Consider the following 19,642-nt stretch of genomic DNA (forward strand, 5'->3'; position numbering starts at 1 on the left):
GGCCTCGTCGTCGCGGCCCCGCACGGCGAGCGGCACGGCGCGGGCCCGGCTCTTGGCCGCCTCGACGGCCTCGCGCGCGGCGACGAACGCCGGGCCCTGCGCCGCGCGGACCGAGGCGGGCAGGGGTGTCGCGACCTCACCGGCACCGATGCCGATGCTCCACCGCCCGGTCCGCAGGACGGTCAGCGCGAGGTCGACCACCGCCACGGGGTCGTCGAGCGCACCCTGGACCTCGTCGCCCACGGTCCGGTCGAAGGCGCGCACGATCGAGCGGCGGACCTGGGTCGACCCCTCGGCGAGCGTGTCGAGCATGACGAGGAGCCCGTCGACGCGGTCCCCGACGACGCGGCTGCCGATCTGGTCGATCGTGACGACGAACACGCGACAAGGCTAGGCGCTTGTCCCGTGCGCTACAAGGCGCGGCCTTTGTCAGACGCGCGCGGCGACGGCGAGCAGCGCCAGCCGGTAGGAGTCGAAGCCGAACCCCGCCACCGTGCCGGTCGCGACGCCGCCGACCACGCTCGTGTGCCGGAACTCCTCGCGCGCGTACGGGTTCGACAGGTGCACCTCCACCAGGACCAGCCCGGCGGACGTCACCTGCGCGGCCGCGTCGCGCAGCGCGTAGGAGTAGTGCGTGAAGGCCGCCGGGTTGAGCACCACGTGCGCACGGGTGTCGACGGCCTCGTGCAGCCAGCCGACGATCTCGGCCTCGTCGTCGGTCTGCCGGACGTCCACCTCGAGGCCGGCTCCCGCCGCCCAGCCGGCCGCGTGCTCGGCGAGGTCGGCGAGGGTCGCGGACCCGTACACCTCCGGCTCGCGCACCCCGAGGCGGCCGAGGTTGGGACCGTTGAGGACCAGGACGCGCGTCATGCGCGCAAGGCTAGAGCAGCACCGGCGAGGAGGTCGGCGCCTCGCGGCTGATCTCGGCGTACGCGGCGGCGAGCAGCGCCGGGTCGGGCCCCTCGAGGCGGGTCGGCCGGCCCACGTCCTCGAGCACGACGAAGCGCAGCAGGGCGCCGCGCGACTTCTTGTCCCGGCGCATCGCCGCCAGGAGCCGGTCCCAGCGGTCGCCGCGGTAGGTGGTCGGGAGCCCGAGCGAGGAGAGCACGGCGCGGTGGCGGTCCACGACGTCGTCGTCGAGGCGCCCCGCGAGCCGCGCGAGCTCCGCCGCGAAGACCATGCCGACCGAGACCGCGGCGCCGTGGCGCCAGGCGAAGCGCTCGACCTGCTCGATGGCGTGGCCCAGCGTGTGCCCGTAGTTGAGGATCTCGCGCAGGTCGGCCTCGCGCAGGTCCTCGCCCACGACGCGCGCCTTGACCGCGATGGCGCGCTCGACCAGCTCGCGCAGCCGGCCGGCGGCGGCGTCGTCCAGGGTGGGCGCGACGAGCGCGGCCGGGTCCTGCTCGACGAGCTCGAGGATGCGCTCGTCGGCGATGAAGCCGGCCTTGACGATCTCGGCCAGGCCCGCCGTGCGGTCGTGCACCGGCAGGGACCCGAGCGCGACGAGGTCGCACAGGACGCCGGCGGGCGGGTGGAAGGCGCCGACGAGGTTCTTGCCCTCGGGCGTGTTGATGCCGGTCTTGCCGCCGACGGCGGCGTCGACCATGGCCAGCACCGTGGTGGGGATGTGGACGACCCGGATGCCGCGCAGCCACGTCGCCGCGACGAAACCCGCGAGGTCGGTGGTCGCTCCCCCGCCGAGCCCCACGATCGCGTCGCTGCGCGTGAAGTCGGCCTGGCCGAGCACTCCCCACAGGAAGGCCGCGACCTGCGCGGACTTGGCCTCCTCGGCCTCGGGGACCTCGGCCAGGAACACCTCGAAGCCCTGCGCGCGCAGGTCCTCCTGCACGACCTCGGCCGAGGCCGTGAGCGCGCCCGGGTGGATCACCAGCACGCGGCGCACGCGATCGCCGAGCATCCCGGCGAGCTCGCCGAGCAGGTGGTGGCCGACGACGACGTCGTACGGGTGCTCGCCCGCGACGGTGATCCGCGTGGGGGCGGCGGACGCGGTGGGCTCAGTCACGGGTGGGTCCCTCCAGGGCTGCCGCGATCGTCGCGGCGACGTCCTGCGGCGCGACGTCGTCGGTGAGCACGTGCATCGTCGCGACGCTGCTGTAGACCGGGCGGCGCGCGTCCATGAGTGCCTGCCACTGCGCGCGGGGGTTGCCCAGCAGCAGCGGCCGGGCGCGCTGGAAGCCGACCCGGGGGGCCGCGTGGGCGAGCGAGACGTCGAGGAACACGACGGTGCCGCCCGCGTCGCGGTACGCCCCGAGGGCCTCCTGCGTCGCGGCGTCGAGCACCGCGCCGCCGCCGAGCGCCAGCACGCCGTCGTGCTCGGTGAGCGCGGTGACCACCGCCGCCCGCTCGAGGGCACGGAAGTGCGGCTCGCCCTCGTCGAAGAAGATCGCGCTGATCTCCTTGCCCGCGGTGCGCTCGACGTCCTCGTCGGTGTCCCGCCACGCGACGCCGAGCAGCGCGGCGAGGTGCCGGGCGACCGTGGACTTGCCGGACCCGGGCGGGCCGACGAGCACCGCGCGCGGCCCGGCGGGCACCGCGCTCATCGGAGCAGCTCCGGCAGGGACGCGACGTACGCGGCGTGGTTGCGCGCGACCTCGGCGACGCTGTCCCCGCCGAACTTCTCGACGACGGCGTCGGCCAGGACGAGCGCGACCATCGCCTCCGCGACGACCGCGGCGGGCGGCACGGCGCAGACGTCGGAGCGCTGGTGGATGGCGCGCGCGGTCTCCCCCGTCGCGACGTCGACCGTGTCGAGCGCGCGCGGGACCGTGGAGATCGGCTTCATGGCGGCGCGCACGCGCAGCACCTCGCCGTTGGTCATGCCGCCCTCCAGGCCGCCCGCGCGGTTGCTGCGGCGGCGGATCCGGCCCGTGGCGGGGTCGCGCTCCATCTCGTCGTGCGCCTGCGAGCCGCGGCGCGCGGCGGTGCGGAACCCGTCGCCCACCTCGGCGCCCTTGATGGCCTGGATGCCCATGAGGGCGGCGGCGAGCCGCGCGTCCAGCCGGCGGTCCCAGTGCGTGTAGCTGCCGAGGCCCGTGGGCACGTCGTACGCGAGCACCTCCACGACGCCGCCCAGCGTGTCGCCCGCGCGGTGGCAGTCGTCGATCTCGGCGACCATCGCCGCCGAGGCGGCCGCGTCGAAGCAGCGCACCGGGTCGGCGTCCAGCGCCGCGACGTCGTCCGGCGTGGGCAGCGCGGCGTCGTCGGGAACCGCGACGGGACCGATCTGCACGACGTGCGAGACCAGGCGCACGCCGACGGCCTGCTCGAGGAAGTGCGCGGCGACGACGCCGAGCGCCACGCGCGTCGCGGTCTCCCGCGCCGAGGCCCGCTCGAGCACGGGACGCGCGTCGGTGAACCCGTACTTGCGCATGCCCACGAGGTCGGCGTGCCCGGGCCGGGGGCGGGTGAGCGGCCGGTTGCGGGCGACCTCCCGCTCGTCGCCGGTGCCGGCGTCGACCAGTAGGCGCTCCGGCGGTACGGGGTCGGCGGCCATGACGTCGACCCACTTGGGCCACTCGCTGTTGCCGATCTCGATCGCGAGCGGGCCGCCCTGGGTGACGCCGTGCCGCAGCCCGGCGAGCATCCGGACCTCGTCCTGCTCGAAGGCCATGCGTGCGCCGCGGCCGTAGCCGAGCCGGCGCCGGGCGAGCGCGTCGCGCACGTCCGCGCTCGTGACCTGCACGCCCGCGGGCAGACCCTCGAGGATCCCGACGAGCGCCTGGCCGTGCGACTCACCCGAGGTCAACCAACGCAGCATGGTCCCGATCTTCCCACGCGCCCGGACGCACCTCGGCCCGCGTCCGGGCTGCGGACGCGGGCCGAGGTGCGTGGTGCGGCGCGTGGGGGCGCTCAGCCTCCGGCGACGGGTGAGAAGACGTTCCGGTCGCTGTACGGCAGCGGCGCGGGCGCCGCCTCCTGCCCGTCGGCGGGCGGCACGACCGTCGTCGGGTCGGCGGGCAGGACGTAGGCGAACCCGTCGATGTTGATCTCGAGGTCGCCCCGACCGGTCGCCGGGCGTCCGCCCGACGCCTCCATCTGCTGCTGCGACGTGCTCGTGAACGTCGTGACGAGGTAGAGCCGGGAGGTCCCGGTCTGCACCGCCTCGAGGAACGCGAGGGCCCCGTCATGGGGCCCGACGACGGTCATGGCGATCGGCAGCTGCACGAGGCGGCTCGTGGGCGCGGGCGGGAGGACGTCGGTCGTCGCGGTGCCGTCCTCCGCCGGGGCGTCGGCGACCGACTCCGGTGCGGGCGGCGCGACCGGTGCCGGTTCGAGAACCGTGGTGGGTGTGCCGGGGTTCACCGAGATCAGCGTCACGCCGTGGGCCTCGGCGAGGCTCTGGAGGTCCCGCAGGTAGCCCGAGAGCTCCGCCTCGGCCGGCACCTGCGTCTGCAGGCTCGCCAGCTCGGCGCGGAGGGTGTCGATCTGCTCGAACTGCCCCCGGAGCGTCGTGAGCTGGGCGCGGAGGAGGTCCTGCCGGGCGAGCTCGTCCTCCACGCTCATGCGCGTCTCGTCGGCCTCGTCGAGCTTGGGCTGCGTGACCAGGAACCAGCTTCCCGCGAGGACGAGGACCGCGATGAACGCGGCGCCCAAGATCCAGTTGCGTGCCTTCGACCCCATGTCAGCCGGCCTCCTCTTGCGTCGTGAACCGGCCGGACAGGGCGTCCGTCGTCAGCAGGACCGTCCCGCTGACGACGTAGTAGGTGGCGCCGCTCTCGGCGTCCTGGGTGATGGCGACCGAGCTGAACCACGGGTTCGTCACGCCGGTGACGGCCTCGAGGGCGTCCATCCACCCGGCCGTGTCGGGCACCGTGAGCGAGCGCGCCTCGAAGGACAGCGCGCCGGTCGTCGGCTCCGTCAGGAGCGGGTCGGAGCTCGCGAGCTCGCTGGGCAGCGACGGGCTGTACGAGAGCGTGTCGATGCTGACGCCGGCGGGCGCTGTCGCGGCCACGGCTCCGAGGTAGGGACGCCACAGCACCTCGGCGCCCATGCCCAGCTCCCGGGCCTCGGCGATCTCCTGCGTCTGGTTGAGCACCTGCGGGACCTCGGCGTACTGCGCCTGCTCGGCGAGGAGCGCCTGGCTCTCGTCCTGCGCCAGCGCGAGCTCGGCCTCGGCCTGCTTCGCGGAGAACGCCGCCCAGACGTAGAGGAGGGTCGCGACCAGGAGCGCGACCAGCACGGCGATGAGTGCCCAGCTCTTGATCCGCGAGACCTGGCGGCCGGCGTGGACCTCCGGCGGGAGGAGGTTGACCTGGGGTGCGGCGGGGGCTCCGGGCACGGTCGTGTCCACGACCTCCGGTGCCGGTGCGATGGCGGTCACGCGGCGACTCCGAACGCGAGGCCGACGGGGAGCGCCATGAGCGCCGAGCCGCCGGCGGGGAGGTGGGCGGAGACGTCCGCCCCGACCTTGAGGGTCGCGAGGGGGTCCCCGATCGCGACCGGGAGCCGGCTCGCGGTCGCGAGGTACTGGCCCAGCCCGGGCAGCTGCGCCCCGCCGCCGGTCAGCAGCACGACGTCGATGCCGGCGCCGGGGTTGTTGCCCTGGTAGTAGACGAAGGTGTTGCGGACCGCCTCGACCAGGCCCCGGGTGACCTCGCCGATCGCGGCCGCACCGGACGAGAGCTCCGGGCTCACCGAGAAGCCGACGCCGATCTCCCGCTTGAGGTTCTCGGCCTCGTGCACGGCGACGTGGAGGTGCCCGGCGAGGGCGTCGGTGACGTCCTGGCCGCCCGAGGGCAGGGTCCGCGCGAACCGCGGGACCGAACGCCGGGCGATGATCACGTTCGTGACACGGGCCCCGACGTCCACCATGGCCACGACCTGGTCGGCGAGCTCCCCGCGGGACATCGCGCGCAGCAGCGCGAAGGCGTTGAGGTCGACCATCTGGGGCTTGAGGCCAGCGCTCTCCGCGGCCATGACGTTGACCCTGACGGTGTCGCGCGACGCGGCCACCAGCATGCCCTGGAGCGTGCGGCCGGAGGGTCCCGCGAACTCCCCCGTCGGGTAGTAGTCGAGCAGCGCCTCCTCGACCGGCATCGGGAGGAGCTCCTGGACCTGGAACGGGAGCGACGCGCGGAGCTGGTGCATCGGCAGCCAGGGCAGCTCGAGCTCCCGGACGATCACGCGCGGGTTCCCGACGCCGAGCACGACCTCCTTGGAGGAGAACTTGCCGCGGCGCCACAGCTCCTTCAGCGCGGACGCGACCGTGTGCGGCTCGGCGACCTGCGCGTCCTGGACGGCGCCGGCGGGGAGCGGCTCCTCGGCGTACCGCACGAGGGTGGCGGCGGCGCGACCGCGCGGACCGCTGAGCTCGAGCTCGGCTGCTCGCACCGCCGTCGATCCGATGTCGAGCCCGATCACCCGGGTCTTGGCCATGGAGTGTCCTTCGGTCCGTGAGGTTGCCTGCTGCTGACCTATCGGGACGCCGGGCGGGACCCTTGAGCGTTTCCGCGCGGCGTCTTGCCCGTACCGCGCCGGGGCCTCACAGCAGCAGCTCGAGGTAGGCCGCCCAGAGGGCCTCGCCCCACCCGATGCCGATCGCCGCACCCACGAGCATCCACGGGCCGAACGGGATGCCGGACCTGCGGCCGGCGCGCCCCGCCAGGAGGAGGGCGACGGCGAAGGCGCCGCCGACGAGGAAGGCGGCGAACGCACCGACCGCGAGGGCGCCCCAGCCGAGCCAGCCCAGCGCGAGCCCGAGGACGCCCGCGAGCTTGACGTCGCCGAGTCCCATCCCGCCGGGGTGGGCGACGAAGAGGATGCCGTACAGCAGGAGCAACGCGAGCCCTCCCAGCGCGGCCCGGCCGAGCGCTCCCCAGTCCCCCGTGGCCCACGTGGCGATCGACAGCAGCACGGCCACCACGGGGTACGCGGGCAGCACGATCGCGTCGGGCAGCCGGTGGACGTCGACGTCGATCAGCGCCAGCGCGACCGCGATGGCCGCCAGGTACAGGTACGCGGGGAGAGCGGCGGCGCCCGGCAGGGCGCTGCCGAACCGGACCACCACCAGGACGAACAGGAGCGCCGTGGCCAGCTCGACCAGCGGGTACCGCGCCGAGATCGGGGCGCCGCAGTCCCGGCACCGCCCCCGCAGGAGCAGCCACGACAGGACCGGGACGTTGTCCCGTCGGCGGATCTGGGCCCCGCACGTCGGGCACGCGCTCGGCGGTCGGACCACCGAGTCACCGCGGGGCACCCGCCACACGACGACGTTGAGGAACGAGCCGACGAGCAGGCCGAGGACGCCCGCGCAGACGAGCGCGATCGCCTGGAGCGAGGCGGGGCCCGCCGCGGGCATCACCAGGGCGAGGTTCAGGGGATCTCCTGGTATCCGTCGAGCGATGCCGAGATCGTGTTCGGCGGGGCGTTCCACTTCTGGCCGAGGCCCGAGTTGCACGTGGAGGTGACGATGATGGACCACGACGTCGACGGCATCTTGGCGGTACCGACCGAGGCGCACCGGCCCCACTCGTCGGTGAACGTCCAGGACGTCCCGTAGCTGCCCGTGTCGGCGTGGCGCGTCCACTTCTGGTTCTTCGCGGTCGTGCTGCAGCTGGAGGTGAGGGTGACGTAGCCGCCCTCCGTGCCCGGGGAGACCAGACAGTTCTTCTTGCCGCTGTTCTTGCCGTCGAGGACGTGGATCTGCTGGGGACCGAGCGAACCCACGGTGGACGTCGGCTCCGTGTAGTACCACTTGTGGTTCCAGAGCAGGCGCGAGCCACCGCTCGGGTCCTGCTTGCAGGGGTACACGATCATGAACGACTTGCCGACGCTCTCGTCGGTGACGTCGAAGCAGCGGCCGAACTCCAGGTAGTTGACGATCTGGTGGGTGCCGTACCCGGCCGCCCCGGCACCCACACGGGGGTCCGGGTTGAAGGAACCCCACTCGTTGTTGCTCGGCGACTGGTTCCAGATGTGGAGGTCCTTGTCCTTGGGCTCGCCCTTCTGGCCCGACGAGAGCCAGTAGCCGCTGTAGCCGTCCGAGATCGGGTCCTTCTGACCGGTGAACTTGGCACCGCCCTCCCAGCTGAAGAGCTGGCTCCACCGGGCGCTGTCGGTCTTGTCCTTGCACTTCTGCAGCGTGGCCTTCACCGGGCCACCCGAGCTGGGGGTTGCCGTGATGCACAGCGGGCCACCCGTGAAGGTGGGCAGCGTGGTGCTCGCGAGCTTGATCTGGTACGTGTCGCTGTAGACCCAGAGCTGCGTGATGTCGTCCGTGCCGCAACTGGCCCGGGGCACGTAGGAGATGTGCGAGTTGGCGGCGGCGGCGTCGGCCTGGAGGCAGTACCGGTCGGGACTCTGATTCGTGTCGAACGAGAAGATCAGGCCGCCGGGGATGTTGTTGTTCGTGATCTGGAACTCGTAGACGGCCGAGACGGTGCGGTCCCCGGTCGTCCCGCCCATCCCCGCGACGCCGTCCCCGGCGCCCGTCGCGACGATCCGCGCGTACCCGGGCGCCTTCACCGGGCCGGTGCCGGGGTTGCACGGGATCGCGTTGGTCGACAGCCACGACTCGCTGCGGCCCGTCGGGTCGACGACGTAGTAGCTCACGGTCGCGGTGTAGCGCAGCGCGTCCCCGGCCCCGTCGACCGGCCCGGAGGCCGAGCACGGCAGCTTCTTGATGTCGCCGTACGAGTCGGTGATCGCCTGGGCCCCGCGGATCTGGCCGACCACGGCGTTGACCCCGGCCTCGGCGGCGAACACGGTCTGGCTCGCGGCCCGCACGTAGGTCGTCGGGATCGACTGCGAGAGCAGCACCCCGAGCAGCAGGATGCTGAGCATCGTCGTGAGCATGATCGCGAGCAGCGTGGTCACCATGGCGACCCCCTCGTCGCGTCCGGACACGGTCCGGGTGATCCGGCGGGCGAGGGCGATCATGGCGGGGTGCGGGGTGTTCACGGGCGCTCCAGTGGGTTTCCGCAGACGGGCGTGTCACTGATGCCGTCGGAGTCGAGGTCGGGGTTGCTGGGTGACGCGTAGGAGCTGTTGCGTGCGACGAAGACGGTCCCCATGTCCGCGCCCGTCACCGCGTCGGGCCCGGCGGCGCCGCGGCCGACGTCGAGGCTCACGGTGACCGACTGGCGCGCGGAGGCGCCGCCCGCCGCCTCGAACCGGAAGGGCATGTTCTTGTCGGGACCGGACAGCGGGTTGCGCACGTCCGTCGCGATGGTGCGCCACGGGCTCACCGGCGCGGAGGGGACATCGCGCTTCGTCCGGTACGCGAGCGTCCGTGCGGTGGGGTCGAGCCGCCACTGGGTGCACAGGGGCGCCAGGCCGTCGGGCTGGGCGCCGGTGCGGAACTCGAGGTAGTACGAGCCGCTCGCGCCGACGCCCGGCCGGTTCACCGCATCGGCGTACCGGATCTGCTTGTCCATCGTCTGGAAGGCGGACCGCACCGCGTCGCCGGCGTTCGTGACGTCCTGCGCGCGGACCGTGCTCGTCGTCATGCTGATGAGCCCGCTCATGAACACCACCAGCACGACCGTGAAGATCCCCATCGAGACGAGGAGCTCGATCAGGGTGAGTCCGCCGTCGCGGGTCCGGACCGCCGGCGCGTTCACCCCTTCACCTTCCAGGTGACGGTCACCGGAGCGGAGACGAGTGCGCTGCTGCCTCCCGTGCCCTTGATGACGTACGTCATCGAGCACCGGATCTCCTCCTTGGAGCCCAGCTTCGGCGCCTTGTACCTCGTCGCACTCTCGAACGAACCGCAGCTCGTCGGCGGCTGGGTGATGACGATCTCGACGTTGCCCGGGTTGCCCTGGACTCCCGCGGCGGGGAAGTCGTTCTTCGCCAGGTTGACGTTGTGGGTCTTGTTGTGCGTCAGGGTGCCGAGGTCGTCGTTGCCGCCCGACGGGAGCACCCGGATCGTCGTCGTGCTCGTGGGGCCGGTCGCTCCCCCGACGCGCATGAGCTGGTAGGTGAAGGTGTACTCCCCGACCCGGTTCGGCGGCTGGAACTTCACCGAGGCGCCCGTGGTCGGACCAGCTCCGCCGTAGTCCTTGCCGTCGATCCGCAGGGTGCCGTGGGCCGGCTTGCTTCCCGAGACGATGACCCGCAACCCGGCGGCATCGGTGTTGCCGTCCGTGAGGGTGGACGTCAGGTCGATCTCGGGCGAGGCCGAGCCGTTCAGCCTGACGTCGACGGTGCGCGGGAGCGTGACGATGCGGTCGATCGCCACGGTCACCTCGACGCTCGCGCTCTCCTGGTCGGACTCGTCGATGAACTTGTAGGTGAAGGTGTCGGTCCCGCTGGTCACGCCCGGGCCGGGTGTGTAGGTGAGCGTCAGGCCGCTCGCCACGGCCGTGCCCCGCTTGGCGCCGGCGGTGATCTCGATCCTCTTGGGGCTGCCGAGGTCGTTCGTGAGCACGGCCAGCGGGTTGGGCTGCCCGGCGATGACCGGCATGGCGTAGTCGGGTGCAGCCTTCGGCTCGACCCGCAGCGTGACCGTCGCGGGGTCGGAGATCGCCCCGCGCGCGTCGCGGATGCGGTACGTGAAGGTGAAGATGCCCGATTCGCCCGTGGGCGGCTTGTACCCCGTGACTCCGGCGGCGTCCGGCGCGGTCAGGGCGCCCTTCGCGGGCGGCGTCACGATCTCGACGGGCTTCGCGGACAGCGGCCCGATGAGGTCGTTCGCGAGCAGCTTGAGGTTCTTCGTTCCCTCGTTCACGGCGAAGACCTCTGAGTCGTCGACCGCGACGGGCTTGACCACCTGGTTCCACTCGAGGTCGTCGCTCCGGTCGACCAGGCCGCTGAGCTGGTAGGAGCAGGTCCCACCGGAGCACTCACCACCGGTGGGCGTCCAGGTGACCACCACGATGATGCGCAGCATCCGCACGTACGGCTTGGCGGCCGCGGCCGTCTCGCCGGGATCCGACGAGTGGCCCGGGAGCTTGGTGCACACCTGGTCGGTCGCCGTGGTGCTCTTGAGCCGGTAACAGCTGCCGATGAGCGTCGTCACCTCGTAGGTCTGGCCGGAGAGCTCGCGCTCGAACCACGGCTTGACCGCGGCGTTGGTGGAGTCGGTGGCGGCGCCGTCCCACAAAGGATACGTGTTCGTCACACCTTCGACCGCCTTCGCCGTCGCCGCGGCGAAGTGCGCCTGCACGTCGGTCTTCGCGCGGCCGACGACGACGCCGGGGACGGTCGTACCGGGCTTGTTCCGGGGGTCGACGCCGTAGGCGAGCTCCATCGCCTCGTTCGCCACGGCCACGGCGTTCTGCGACCGCTGCAGGTGGCTCGAGGTCTGGGTCCCCTCGATGAAGAACCCCAGCGCCGCCGACGCGACGATCCCGAGGAGGACGAGCGCGACGATGACCTCGACCAGCGTGAAGCCGGCGTCGGAATCGGAGTCGCGCTCGGCCGGGGCGCCACGTGAAGTGAGCATGATCGTCCTTGTGGTCAGCGATCGTCGGGGGTGCGGCGGACGGGCCGGGACCGAATGGTCCCGGCCCGTCCGTGCACAGATCAGGCTCCGCAGGGTCAGGCGCCGCACGCCTTGCCGAGGCCGCCGGCCGTGCTGTTGTAGGTGATGCCCTTGGTCTTGGTGTTGGCGTTTCCGTCGGTGTTCCAACCGGTGAGGCAGTAGCCGCCGTCCGTCTGGTTCTTGTACTCGACCAGGTTGCCGGAGCTGACCGTCACGTTGATCGCCGTCGCCCCCGTGCCCGTCGGTGTGACGACGACCGGTGCGTTCGCCGTCGCAGCCTGGCTCACGGACGCCGGGTTCTTCTGCGTGTCGACGATGACCGTCTCGATGGTGGTCGCGACCGTGCGGAGGTCCGACTTGATCGAGGAGTCGACCGCCGACTTGCGCTGGTTCAGGAACACCGGGATGGCGATCGCGGCGAGGATGCCAATGATGATCATGACGACGAGGAGCTCGATCAGGGTGAAGCCCTGGTCCTTCTCGTCGAGGGACTTGCGGATCCGAGCAATCATGTGAGTTCTCTTCTCGCTAGAGGATGTCTGTGTCAGCAGGTGGTGGCGGAGCCGATGCCCTTGAGGCCGCCACCGTCGCTGTCCCACGCCCAGTTCTGGGTGCCCGCCTGGGCGCCGGTTGCGCGCGTCGCGACGATGCAGAACGCGCCGCTGGCGCCGGAGTACGTGAGGGTCGTGTCGGCGTCCTTCTTGAGGTCCAGCGCGGCGAACTCCGTCTGGTCCGCGGGGTACTCCTGCGTGTCGACCATGTGGGTCTCCACCAGCGTGGCCGCGCCACGCAGGTCCGACTTCATGGAGGAGTCGGTCGCCGACTTGCGCTGGTTCAGGAAGACCGGGATGGCGATCGCGGCGAGGATGCCGATGATGATCATGACGACGAGGAGCTCGATCAGGGTGAAGCCCTGGTCCTTCTCGTCGAGGGACTTGCGGATGCGCGAGATCATGTGCGCTTCCTTTCGGTTTCAGCGTGAGTGCCACGAGCGTGGCGGTGAGTGAGGTCGTGCACCATGCGAATCGGCGCGCGTCACGTCGGACTTGAGACGCCGAATAGGCGGTGCGTGAAGTTCACCCGGTCGGCCCACCGCAATTCGGGCACCCGTCACTCAATGAGCTCAAAGATGTTGAAGATGGGCATGTAGAGCGCGATGATCATGGTTCCCACGATGCTCCCGAGCACGGCGATCATCAGCGGCTCGATGAGCGACGTGAGCTGCTCCGTGGTCGCCTCGACCTCCTGGTCGTAGAAGTCGGCGATCTTCGCGAGCATCGAGTCCAGAGCGCCGGTGTCCTCACCCACGGCCATCATCTGCACCACCATGGGCGGGAAGACGGGGTGCTGGGCGAGGGGGCCCGTCAGGGACTCCCCGCGGCGCACGGAGTCGGCGATGTCCTTCGTGGCGTTCTCGATCACCATGTTGCCGCTCGTCGCGCCGACGATGTTCAACGCCTGGAGAATGGGGACGCCGGCGTGGATCATCGTGCCGAAATTACGCGTGAAACGTGATACCGCGATCTTCTGGAAGAGCTTTCCGAAGATGGGCATCTTGAGCTTCCACGGGTCGACGACGGAGCGCACGGATTCTTTGTGCTTGTTCTTTCCCCACCAGACCCCCGCGATGACGACCGCGACGAGCAGGACCGGGCCGCCGATCTTCATCCACTCCGAGAGCGTCACCAGGATCTGGGTCGGCATCGGGAGCTCACCGCCGAGGTTCGCGAACATGTTCGCGAAGATGGGCACGATGAACAGGAGCATCCCCACGACCGCGAGGATCGCGATGACGAACACGACGACGGGGTAGGTCATCGCGGACTTGACCTTGCCGCGGAGCTTCACCTCGGACTCGAAGTTCTCGGCGATCGACACGAGCACCTGGTCGAGGAAGCCGCCGACCTCGCCGGCCTTGATCATGTTGATCATCAGGGGCGGGAAGACCTGCGGGTGCTTGGCGAGCCCGACGCTCAGGGCGGACCCCGTCTCGACGTCACTGCGCACCTGGGCGACCACGCGGGCGAGCGGCTTGCTCTCCGTCTGGTCGGCGAGGATGCCGAGCGCACGCAGGATCGAGAGGCCCGAGTTGATCATCGTGGCGAGCTGGCGCGCGAGGATCGCCAGGTCCTTGAGCGAGATCCGGTCGGAGAGACCCGGGAGGGAGATCTCCTTCTGCAGGCCCGAGGTGCTGACCTCGTTGATCGACAGGGGCGCCATCCCCATCGTCCGCAGGCGGTTGACGACCGTCGCCTGGGAGTTCGCCTCGATCCGCCCCTTGACGATCTTGCCCGTGGCGTCCCGGACGGCGTACTCGTAGACCTTCGCCGTCGTGCTGGTGGTACTCACTTCAGGCCCCCCATCCCGTAGCCGGCGGTCGCCGGGTCGGCCTGCATCCCGGCCGTCATGCCCTGCGCGATGCTGGAGGACCGGCCGACGAGGCGGTTGAAGTCCTCGACGTTGTGGCACTTCTCCAGGCCGTTCTCGTACGTCACGCGGTTGGAGCGCACGAGGTCGGCGATGTGCTGGTCCATCGTGTGCATCCCCTGCTTCGCACCGGCCTGCATCGCGGAGTAGATCTGGTGGGTCTTGCCCTCGCGGATGAGGTTGCGGACCGCGGGCGTCGCGAGCAGGACCTCGGTCGCGACCGCCCGGCCGCCCCCGACGCGCGAGCACAGCGTCTGGCAGACCACGCCTTGGAGCGCGCTGGCCAGCTGGGTGCGGACCTGCGACTGCTGGTGCGCGGGGAAGACGTCGATGACCCGGTCGATCGTCTGCGCCGCGTCCTGCGTGTGCAGGGTGGCGAAGACGAGGTGGCCCGTCTCGGCGGCGGTCAGGGCGACGGAGATGGTCTCGAGGTCACGCATCTCGCCCACGAGGATGATGTCCGGGTCCTGGCGGAGCACGTGCTTGAGCGCGGTGGCGAAGGACAGCGTGTCGGCGCCGACCTCACGCTGGTTGATGAGGGACTTCTTGTGACGGTGCAGGAACTCGATCGGGTCCTCGACCGTCATGATGTGGTCGGCTCGCGTCCGGTTGGCGAGGTCCACGATCGCCGCCAGCGTGGTCGACTTGCCGGAGCCCGTCGGTCCGGTCACGAGGACGAGCCCGCGCGGCAGGCCGGCGAAGTTCGCCACGACCGCCGGGACCCCGAGCGCCTCGAGGGGCTTGATCTCGTAGGGGATCATGCGGAACGCCGCACCCACCGAGTCGCGCTGCCGGTACATGTTCACGCGGAACCGCGACACGCTCCGGACCGCGTAGGCGAAGTCGAGCTCCATGACCTCCTCGAACTTCTCGCGCTGCTTCTGGCTCAGCACCGCGTAGAGGCTCCGCTGGAGGGAGTCGGCCGTGAGCACCGGGAAGCCCTCGAGGGCTCGGAGGCTTCCGTCGCGCCGGACCATCGGGGGTGCGCCCACGGTGAGGTGAAGGTCGGAGGCGTTGCACTCGATCATCGCCCGGAGGGCGTTGTCGAGGTCGAGGTCCCCGTCCCGCGCGCCCTGCGCCATGCCGATCCGCGCGCTGCGCTCCGACCGTGCGGGGGCCGCGCCGTACTGGGCGCTCGCCACGGGGGCTGCGGGGGCGCCACCCGGCGTCGGCGGCAGGCCCTGCAGGGACGTGCGGCGGCTCGGGTCACCGGCGCCATAGGGACTGGTCTCGTTCACAGCGGCCTCTCGATGGGTTCGTACGTGACGCTCGCGTCGTCTATCGACGGCCTGCGCCCGGGGCTTGAGCCGTCCGCCGCTACGCGACGACGCGCAGGATCTCCTCGATCGAGGTCTGTCCGAGGAGCACCTTGGTCCAGCCGTCGTCGCGGAGCGTGATCATGCCCTGGTCGCGCGCGGTCCGAGCGATGTCGGCTGCGGAGGAGTGCGCCACCGCGTGACGCTCGATCTCCTCGGTCACACGCATGACCTCGTGGATCGCCATCCGGCCCTTGTAGCCCGTCTGGGAGCACGACGAGCAGCCCGCCGGCCGGTGCAGGAGCGGGGTCTCCTCGCCGGGGCTCCACGGGAACCGCGCCGCGATCAGCTCGACCTCGCTGGGCCGGTACGGCTCCTTGCACTTCTCGCAGAGCTTGCGGGCAAGACGCTGGGCCACGATGCAGTCCAGCGCGGAGCCCACGAGGAAGGGCTCGATGCCCATCTCGATGAGCCGCGTGACGGCGCTGGGCGCGTCGTTGGTGTGGAGCGTCGAGAGCACGAGGTGACCCGTGAGCGCCGCCTCGATCGCGATCTGCGCCGTCTCGTGGTCACGGATCTCACCGAGGAGGACGACATCCGGGTCCGACCGCAGGATCGACCGCAGCGCGCCGGCGAACGTCAGACCCGCCTTCGGGTTGACCTGGACCTGGTTGATCCCGGCGAGCCGGTACTCGACCGGGTCCTCGACCGTGATGACGTTGATCTCGGGCTTGGACACCGCGTTCAGCGTGGCGTAGAGCGTGGTCGACTTGCCGGACCCGGTCGGTCCGGTGACGAGGATCATCCCGTAGGGCTTGGTGTAGGACTCGCGGTAGGTCGCGTGGTTGTCGTCCAGGAAGGACAGGTCGCGCAGGTCGAGGCTCGCGGTCGAGTTGTCGAGGATTCGCATGACGACCTTCTCGCCCCAGACCGTCGGCAGGGTCGCCACGCGGAGGTCGATCTTGCGGCCGTTGTGCGTGACGGACATGCGTCCGTCCTGCGGCTTGCGCCGCTCCGCGATGTCGATGTCGCTCATGATCTTCAGGCGGGAGATGACGCCGCCCTGGATCTGCTTGGGCGCCCGCTGCATCTCGTGCAGCACGCCGTCGATCCGGTACCGGACGCGGAGGTCCGTCTCGGCCGGTTCGATGTGGATGTCGGACGCGCGGTCCTGGATGGCCTGCGTCACGAGGAGGTTGACGAAGCGCACGATGGGCGCGTCGTCGACCATGTCGCCGACCTTGGAGAGCTCGGACTCGATGTCGGCCGCAGCGGCCTCCTCGCCGAACGCGGCGGTGAGGTCCTCCATCTCGTCGTCCGCCCGGCAGTACCGGTCGATCGCGGTGATCAGGTCGTCGTGCGTGGCGACGACGGTCCGCACGGGCACGCCCGCCATCGTGCGGGCGTCGTCGACCGCGAGGACGTTGCCCGGGTCTGCCATCGCGAGGACGAGTGCGCCGTCCACGATGGCGACGGGCAGCACGACGTACCGGCGGCACAGCGACGCCGGGACGAGGGCCACGGCGTTGCGGTCGACCGGGAAGTCGGCGAGCTCGACGAACTCCATGCCGACCTGGGCGGCCAGGGCGCGCACGAGCTGCGTCTCGGAGATCATGCCGATCTCGACGAGCGTCCGCCCGAGGGACTCCCCGCGCTGGACCTGCTCGTCGAGGGCCGCCATGAGCTGGCCCTCGGTCACGAGACCTTCGTCGAGGAGGATGTCTCCGAGCTGCTTCACAGGTGTCCTTCCAGGCGGCACGTGAGCGGGGGCTCCACCGTGTCCCGCCGCGTCGCGGGGGCGTCCACCTCACCTATCGGCAGCCCTCCGCGAACCCTGAAGGCTTGTGCGGCCTCAGCCCAGCGCGTCGCCGAGCGCCCGCTCCATCGCCGCCAGCGGCGCGGGGCGTCCGGTCATGAGCCGGACCTGCTCGGTCGCCTGGTGGAGCAGCATCCGCTCCCCCGTCACCGCGATACCGCCGGCGCGCGCCCACGCCGCCGTGAGCGCCGTCGGGCGCGGGTCGTACGCGCAGTCGAGCAGCACGCCGGCGACGGCCCCGGCACCCGCCAGCTCCGCGGCGAGCGGGTCCGCCGCGCCCGGCGGGAGCGTCGAGACCACGACGTCGGCCGACAGCACGGCCGCGTGCAGGCGCGCCGCCGGCGCCATCGTGAGGAAGCGGGGCTCGACGCCCATGCGGTGGGCCGCGCGCATCGTCGCACCGGCCCGCGCCATCGACCGGACGTACACCTGAGCGGTCGTGCACCCCAGCTGCGCGAGCCCCGCGAGCGTCGACGCCGCCGTCGCGCCCGCACCGAGGACCACCGCGGTGCCGACGCGGCGTTCGCCCAGCCCTTCGCGCAGCGCCGCCACGACGCCGTGGACGTCGGTGTTCGCGCCCACGAGCACGGGTCGCCCCCCGCCGCCCTGGACGAGGACCGTGTTGACGGCGCCGACGACCTCGGCCAGCGGCTCGACGTGGTCCAGGAGGCCGAGCACCGTCTGCTTGAGGGGCATCGTCAGGCTCAGGCCGGCCCAGTCGGCGTCGAGCGCGCCGACGACGTCCCGCAGCTGGTCCTCGGTGACGTCGAGCGCGTCGTAGCGCCAGTCACCGAGCCCGAGGGCCGCGTACGCCGCCCGGTGGAGGACGGGTGAGAGGGAGTGCGCGATGGGATGGCCGAGGACGGCCGCGCGCCGAGCGGTGCTCACCCCTGGTTCTCGTCCTCCCACTGCCGCAGCAGGAGCACGTTCTCGTTGTGCTCCTGGAGCGTCGTGGCGAACCGCGTCTCGCCGGTGTCCAGGTTGATCGTCACCCAGTACATCCACGGGCCGTCCGCCGGGTTGAGGACCGCGTCGATGGAGACGAGGCTCGGCGCAGCGATCGGCGTGGGCGGCAGCCCGGTGCGCGCGTACAGGTTGTACGGGTTGCTCGTGTCGTCCTTGTGGGCGTTCCGCAGCTCCGTGCCGGGGATGCCGGCGCCGTAGGCGACGGCGGCGTCGATGTCGAGCTTCATGCCGACGTCGAGCCGGTTCTGGATCGCCCGGGCGACCATGGCCCGGTCCTCGGGCGAGCGAGCCTCGCGCTCGACGAGCGACGCGATGGTCAGGACGCGCTGCCGGTCCGCGGCCGCGACCCCGCGGGCGTCGAGGTTGGCCACGGTCTGGCCGATCATCTCCGAGAGCATCTGGGTCGGCGTCGTCCCGGGCTGGAACGTGTACGTCGCCGGGAAGAGCCAGCCCTCGTAGCTGCCACCGGCCTCGGCGGGCAGACCCGTCGCGGCCGTGTCGGCCATCGCGGCCTCGAACTCGGCGACGGGGACGGTGGTCACCGACGACAGGCGCTCGAGGATCTGGTCGACGCGGAGCCCCTCGGGCAGCGTGACCTTGGTCTGGACGCGGTTCTCCGAGTCCAGGAGCGCGGTCACCGCGTCCGCGGCCTTCATCTGCAGCAGGAGGCGGTAGGTCCCCGGCTGGATCCCGCCCGCGTCGGGGTTGGCGGTGTAGGCCTGGGTGAAGGCGTCCTTCGAGGCGACGACGCCGGCCTCGAGGAGCACCTCGCCCATCTGGCCGCCCGTCGCGGACTCGGGGATGACGACGTCGACGCTGCCGTGGCCGGGGCCCGGGTAGTCGTCGTTGCCCTGGTCCAGCGAGACTCCCCGCAGGTCGTTGATCGTCGGCATGACGAACTGCATGACCGCCCACGCCGCGCCGCCGATGACGAGCAGGCTCAGCATGAGCGCGACGAGGTTGCGCCGACGGCGCTTGCGGCGGCGCCGGTCGCGCTCCGCACGCTCGGACCGGCGGGCGCTGCGGGCGGCGGGCGCCTCGCGCGGCTCGTCCGGCTGGACGATCTCGTCGAGGAAGAGGTCGTTCATGCTGGGGTCTCCGCTCGCACCGTCGCCAGCTGCCTCGTCACGTCAGTCCTCCTCGTTCCGGTCCGCCCTCGGGGGTGGTGCGGACCGTAGGCCCCGGCCGGGTCGCCGGACGCCCTCCTGCGTCGTCCCGGGCCGCTCACGCGGACCCGACCTGCTCCCCCGCCCTACGCCCGGATGCCTTCTCGGCATCGAGCGCCGCCTGCAAGATCACCACCGCGGCCGCCTGGTCGACGACCGCCCGGTGACGTCGTCCGGACCGGCCGGACGCGTGCAGCGCCTGATGGGCGGTCACCGTGGTGAGCCGCTCGTCAACGAGACGCACCGGAACCGGTGCGACCGCGTGCGCCAGCGCCACACAATAGGTCCGAACGAGGGCCGATGCCGAACCCTCGCCCCCCGAGAGACTACGCGGCAGCCCCACGTAGACCACGGCAGCGCCACGCTCGGACACGATCTCGGCGATCCGCGCGGTGTCCGACGTGCCGGACTGGTCGCGCGGGACGGTCTCCACGGGCGTCGCGATGAGCCCGTCGGGGTCGCTCGCGGCGACGCCGACCCGCACCGAGCCGACGTCGACCGCGACGCGCGCGCCGCGCGGCAGTGGCGCCGGCGCGCCGGCGTCACCCAGCGGCACGCGCCACCT

19 protein-coding genes and 1 pseudogene are annotated in these 19,642 nt (G+C 71.7%); all 20 read right to left on the reverse strand.

What is annotated here, in order from left to right:
- Positions 1-381 (reverse strand): annotated as a pseudogene (locus tag IDM29_RS06475) (hypothetical protein); the annotation flags it as partial.
- Between the two features lie 48 nt (positions 382-429).
- On the reverse strand, positions 430-870 hold the full coding sequence (locus IDM29_RS06480) for a type II 3-dehydroquinate dehydratase (RefSeq protein ID WP_182111182.1): 441 nt from the start codon (positions 868-870) through the stop codon (positions 430-432).
- Positions 871-880: 10 nt separating this feature from the next.
- The gene (gene aroB, locus IDM29_RS06485) at positions 881-2,023 is read right to left on the reverse strand and encodes a 3-dehydroquinate synthase (RefSeq protein WP_255491515.1); all 1,143 of its coding nucleotides are present in this window, start codon (positions 2,021-2,023) and stop codon (positions 881-883) included.
- On the reverse strand, positions 2,016-2,561 hold the full coding sequence (locus IDM29_RS06490) for a shikimate kinase (RefSeq protein ID WP_182111183.1): 546 nt from the start codon (positions 2,559-2,561) through the stop codon (positions 2,016-2,018). Before IDM29_RS06490 ends, aroB begins: the two co-directional genes overlap by 8 nt.
- Positions 2,558-3,778 (reverse strand): chorismate synthase, encoded by a 1,221-nt coding sequence (aroC, locus tag IDM29_RS06495; RefSeq protein ID WP_182111184.1) that lies wholly within the window; start codon positions 3,776-3,778, stop codon positions 2,558-2,560. The genes IDM29_RS06490 and aroC overlap by 4 nt, the downstream gene beginning before the upstream one ends.
- Positions 3,779-3,870: 92 nt before the next feature.
- On the reverse strand, positions 3,871-4,641 hold the full coding sequence (locus tag IDM29_RS06500; protein ID WP_182111185.1) for a hypothetical protein: 771 nt from the start codon (positions 4,639-4,641) through the stop codon (positions 3,871-3,873).
- Position 4,642: 1 nt separating this feature from the next.
- Entirely contained in the window at positions 4,643-5,341 is a 699-nt protein-coding gene (locus IDM29_RS06505; RefSeq protein ID WP_182111186.1) for a fimbrial assembly protein, read from the reverse strand.
- Entirely contained in the window at positions 5,338-6,396 is a 1,059-nt protein-coding gene (gene pilM, locus IDM29_RS06510; protein ID WP_182111187.1) for a type IV pilus assembly protein PilM, read from the reverse strand. Before pilM ends, IDM29_RS06505 begins: the two co-directional genes overlap by 4 nt.
- 106 nt (positions 6,397-6,502) lie before the next feature.
- The gene (locus tag IDM29_RS06515) at positions 6,503-7,318 is read right to left on the reverse strand and encodes an A24 family peptidase (protein ID WP_182114161.1); all 816 of its coding nucleotides are present in this window, start codon (positions 7,316-7,318) and stop codon (positions 6,503-6,505) included.
- A 14-nt stretch (positions 7,319-7,332) separates the two neighbouring features.
- Positions 7,333-8,919: an RICIN domain-containing protein gene (locus IDM29_RS06520; RefSeq protein ID WP_182111188.1), complete on the reverse strand. Its 1,587-nt coding sequence runs from the start codon at positions 8,917-8,919 to the stop codon at positions 7,333-7,335.
- Positions 8,916-9,581 carry a type II secretion system protein J gene (locus IDM29_RS06525; protein WP_182111189.1) on the reverse strand — a complete coding sequence of 222 codons (666 nt, stop codon included), beginning with the start codon at positions 9,579-9,581 and terminating at the stop codon, positions 8,916-8,918. The genes IDM29_RS06520 and IDM29_RS06525 overlap by 4 nt, the downstream gene beginning before the upstream one ends.
- Positions 9,578-11,407 carry an Ig-like domain-containing protein gene (locus IDM29_RS06530; RefSeq protein WP_182114162.1) on the reverse strand — a complete coding sequence of 610 codons (1,830 nt, stop codon included), beginning with the start codon at positions 11,405-11,407 and terminating at the stop codon, positions 9,578-9,580. Before IDM29_RS06530 ends, IDM29_RS06525 begins: the two co-directional genes overlap by 4 nt.
- A gap of 95 nt (positions 11,408-11,502) precedes the next feature.
- The gene (locus IDM29_RS17500) at positions 11,503-11,958 is read right to left on the reverse strand and encodes a type II secretion system protein (protein WP_182111190.1); all 456 of its coding nucleotides are present in this window, start codon (positions 11,956-11,958) and stop codon (positions 11,503-11,505) included.
- Between the two features lie 32 nt (positions 11,959-11,990).
- Entirely contained in the window at positions 11,991-12,401 is a 411-nt protein-coding gene (locus IDM29_RS17505; RefSeq protein WP_304518588.1) for a type II secretion system protein, read from the reverse strand.
- Positions 12,402-12,556: 155 nt separating this feature from the next.
- A complete protein-coding gene (locus tag IDM29_RS06545) occupies positions 12,557-13,795 on the reverse strand; it encodes a type II secretion system F family protein (RefSeq protein ID WP_182111191.1) in 1,239 nt (412 codons plus the stop codon).
- The gene (locus IDM29_RS06550; RefSeq protein WP_255491516.1) at positions 13,792-15,111 is read right to left on the reverse strand and encodes a type IV pilus twitching motility protein PilT; all 1,320 of its coding nucleotides are present in this window, start codon (positions 15,109-15,111) and stop codon (positions 13,792-13,794) included. The genes IDM29_RS06545 and IDM29_RS06550 overlap by 4 nt, the downstream gene beginning before the upstream one ends.
- A gap of 79 nt (positions 15,112-15,190) precedes the next feature.
- Complete coding sequence (locus IDM29_RS06555; RefSeq protein WP_182111192.1) at positions 15,191-16,867, reverse strand: GspE/PulE family protein; 1,677 nt, start codon at positions 16,865-16,867, stop codon at positions 15,191-15,193.
- 114 nt (positions 16,868-16,981) lie between these two features.
- Positions 16,982-17,833 carry a shikimate dehydrogenase gene (locus IDM29_RS06560; RefSeq protein ID WP_182111193.1) on the reverse strand — a complete coding sequence of 284 codons (852 nt, stop codon included), beginning with the start codon at positions 17,831-17,833 and terminating at the stop codon, positions 16,982-16,984.
- Positions 17,830-18,999, reverse strand: a complete 1,170-nt coding sequence (gene mltG / locus IDM29_RS06565; protein ID WP_182111194.1) for an endolytic transglycosylase MltG — start codon at positions 18,997-18,999, stop codon at positions 17,830-17,832. The genes IDM29_RS06560 and mltG overlap by 4 nt, the downstream gene beginning before the upstream one ends.
- Positions 19,000-19,135: 136 nt before the next feature.
- The gene (gene ruvX, locus IDM29_RS06570) at positions 19,136-19,633 is read right to left on the reverse strand and encodes a Holliday junction resolvase RuvX (protein WP_255491517.1); all 498 of its coding nucleotides are present in this window, start codon (positions 19,631-19,633) and stop codon (positions 19,136-19,138) included.
- Positions 19,634-19,642 lie beyond the last annotated feature (9 nt).

Source organism: Actinotalea sp. JY-7885 (assembly GCF_014525465.1).
Taxonomy (GTDB): Bacteria; Actinomycetota; Actinomycetes; order Actinomycetales; family Cellulomonadaceae; genus Actinotalea.

Bases quoted from the DNA above. Each gene is read 5' to 3' on its own strand.
- IDM29_RS06480 (WP_182111182.1), bottom strand. From the start codon at position 870: ATGACGCGCGTCCTGGTCCTCAACGGTCCCAACCTCGGCCGCCTCGGG.
- IDM29_RS06490 (WP_182111183.1), bottom strand. From the start codon at position 2,561: ATGAGCGCGGTGCCCGCCGGGCCGCGCGCGGTGCTCGTCGGCCCGCCC.
- aroC (WP_182111184.1), bottom strand. From the start codon at position 3,778: ATGCTGCGTTGGTTGACCTCGGGTGAGTCGCACGGCCAGGCGCTCGTC.
- IDM29_RS06500 (WP_182111185.1), bottom strand. From the start codon at position 4,641: ATGGGGTCGAAGGCACGCAACTGGATCTTGGGCGCCGCGTTCATCGCG.
- pilM (WP_182111187.1), bottom strand. From the start codon at position 6,396: ATGGCCAAGACCCGGGTGATCGGGCTCGACATCGGATCGACGGCGGTG.
- IDM29_RS06515 (WP_182114161.1), bottom strand. From the start codon at position 7,318: ATGCCCGCGGCGGGCCCCGCCTCGCTCCAGGCGATCGCGCTCGTCTGC.
- IDM29_RS06530 (WP_182114162.1), bottom strand. From the start codon at position 11,407: ATGCTCACTTCACGTGGCGCCCCGGCCGAGCGCGACTCCGATTCCGAC.
- IDM29_RS17500 (WP_182111190.1), bottom strand. From the start codon at position 11,958: ATGATTGCTCGGATCCGCAAGTCCCTCGACGAGAAGGACCAGGGCTTC.
- IDM29_RS17505 (WP_304518588.1), bottom strand. From the start codon at position 12,401: ATGATCTCGCGCATCCGCAAGTCCCTCGACGAGAAGGACCAGGGCTTC.
- mltG (WP_182111194.1), bottom strand. From the start codon at position 18,999: ATGAACGACCTCTTCCTCGACGAGATCGTCCAGCCGGACGAGCCGCGC.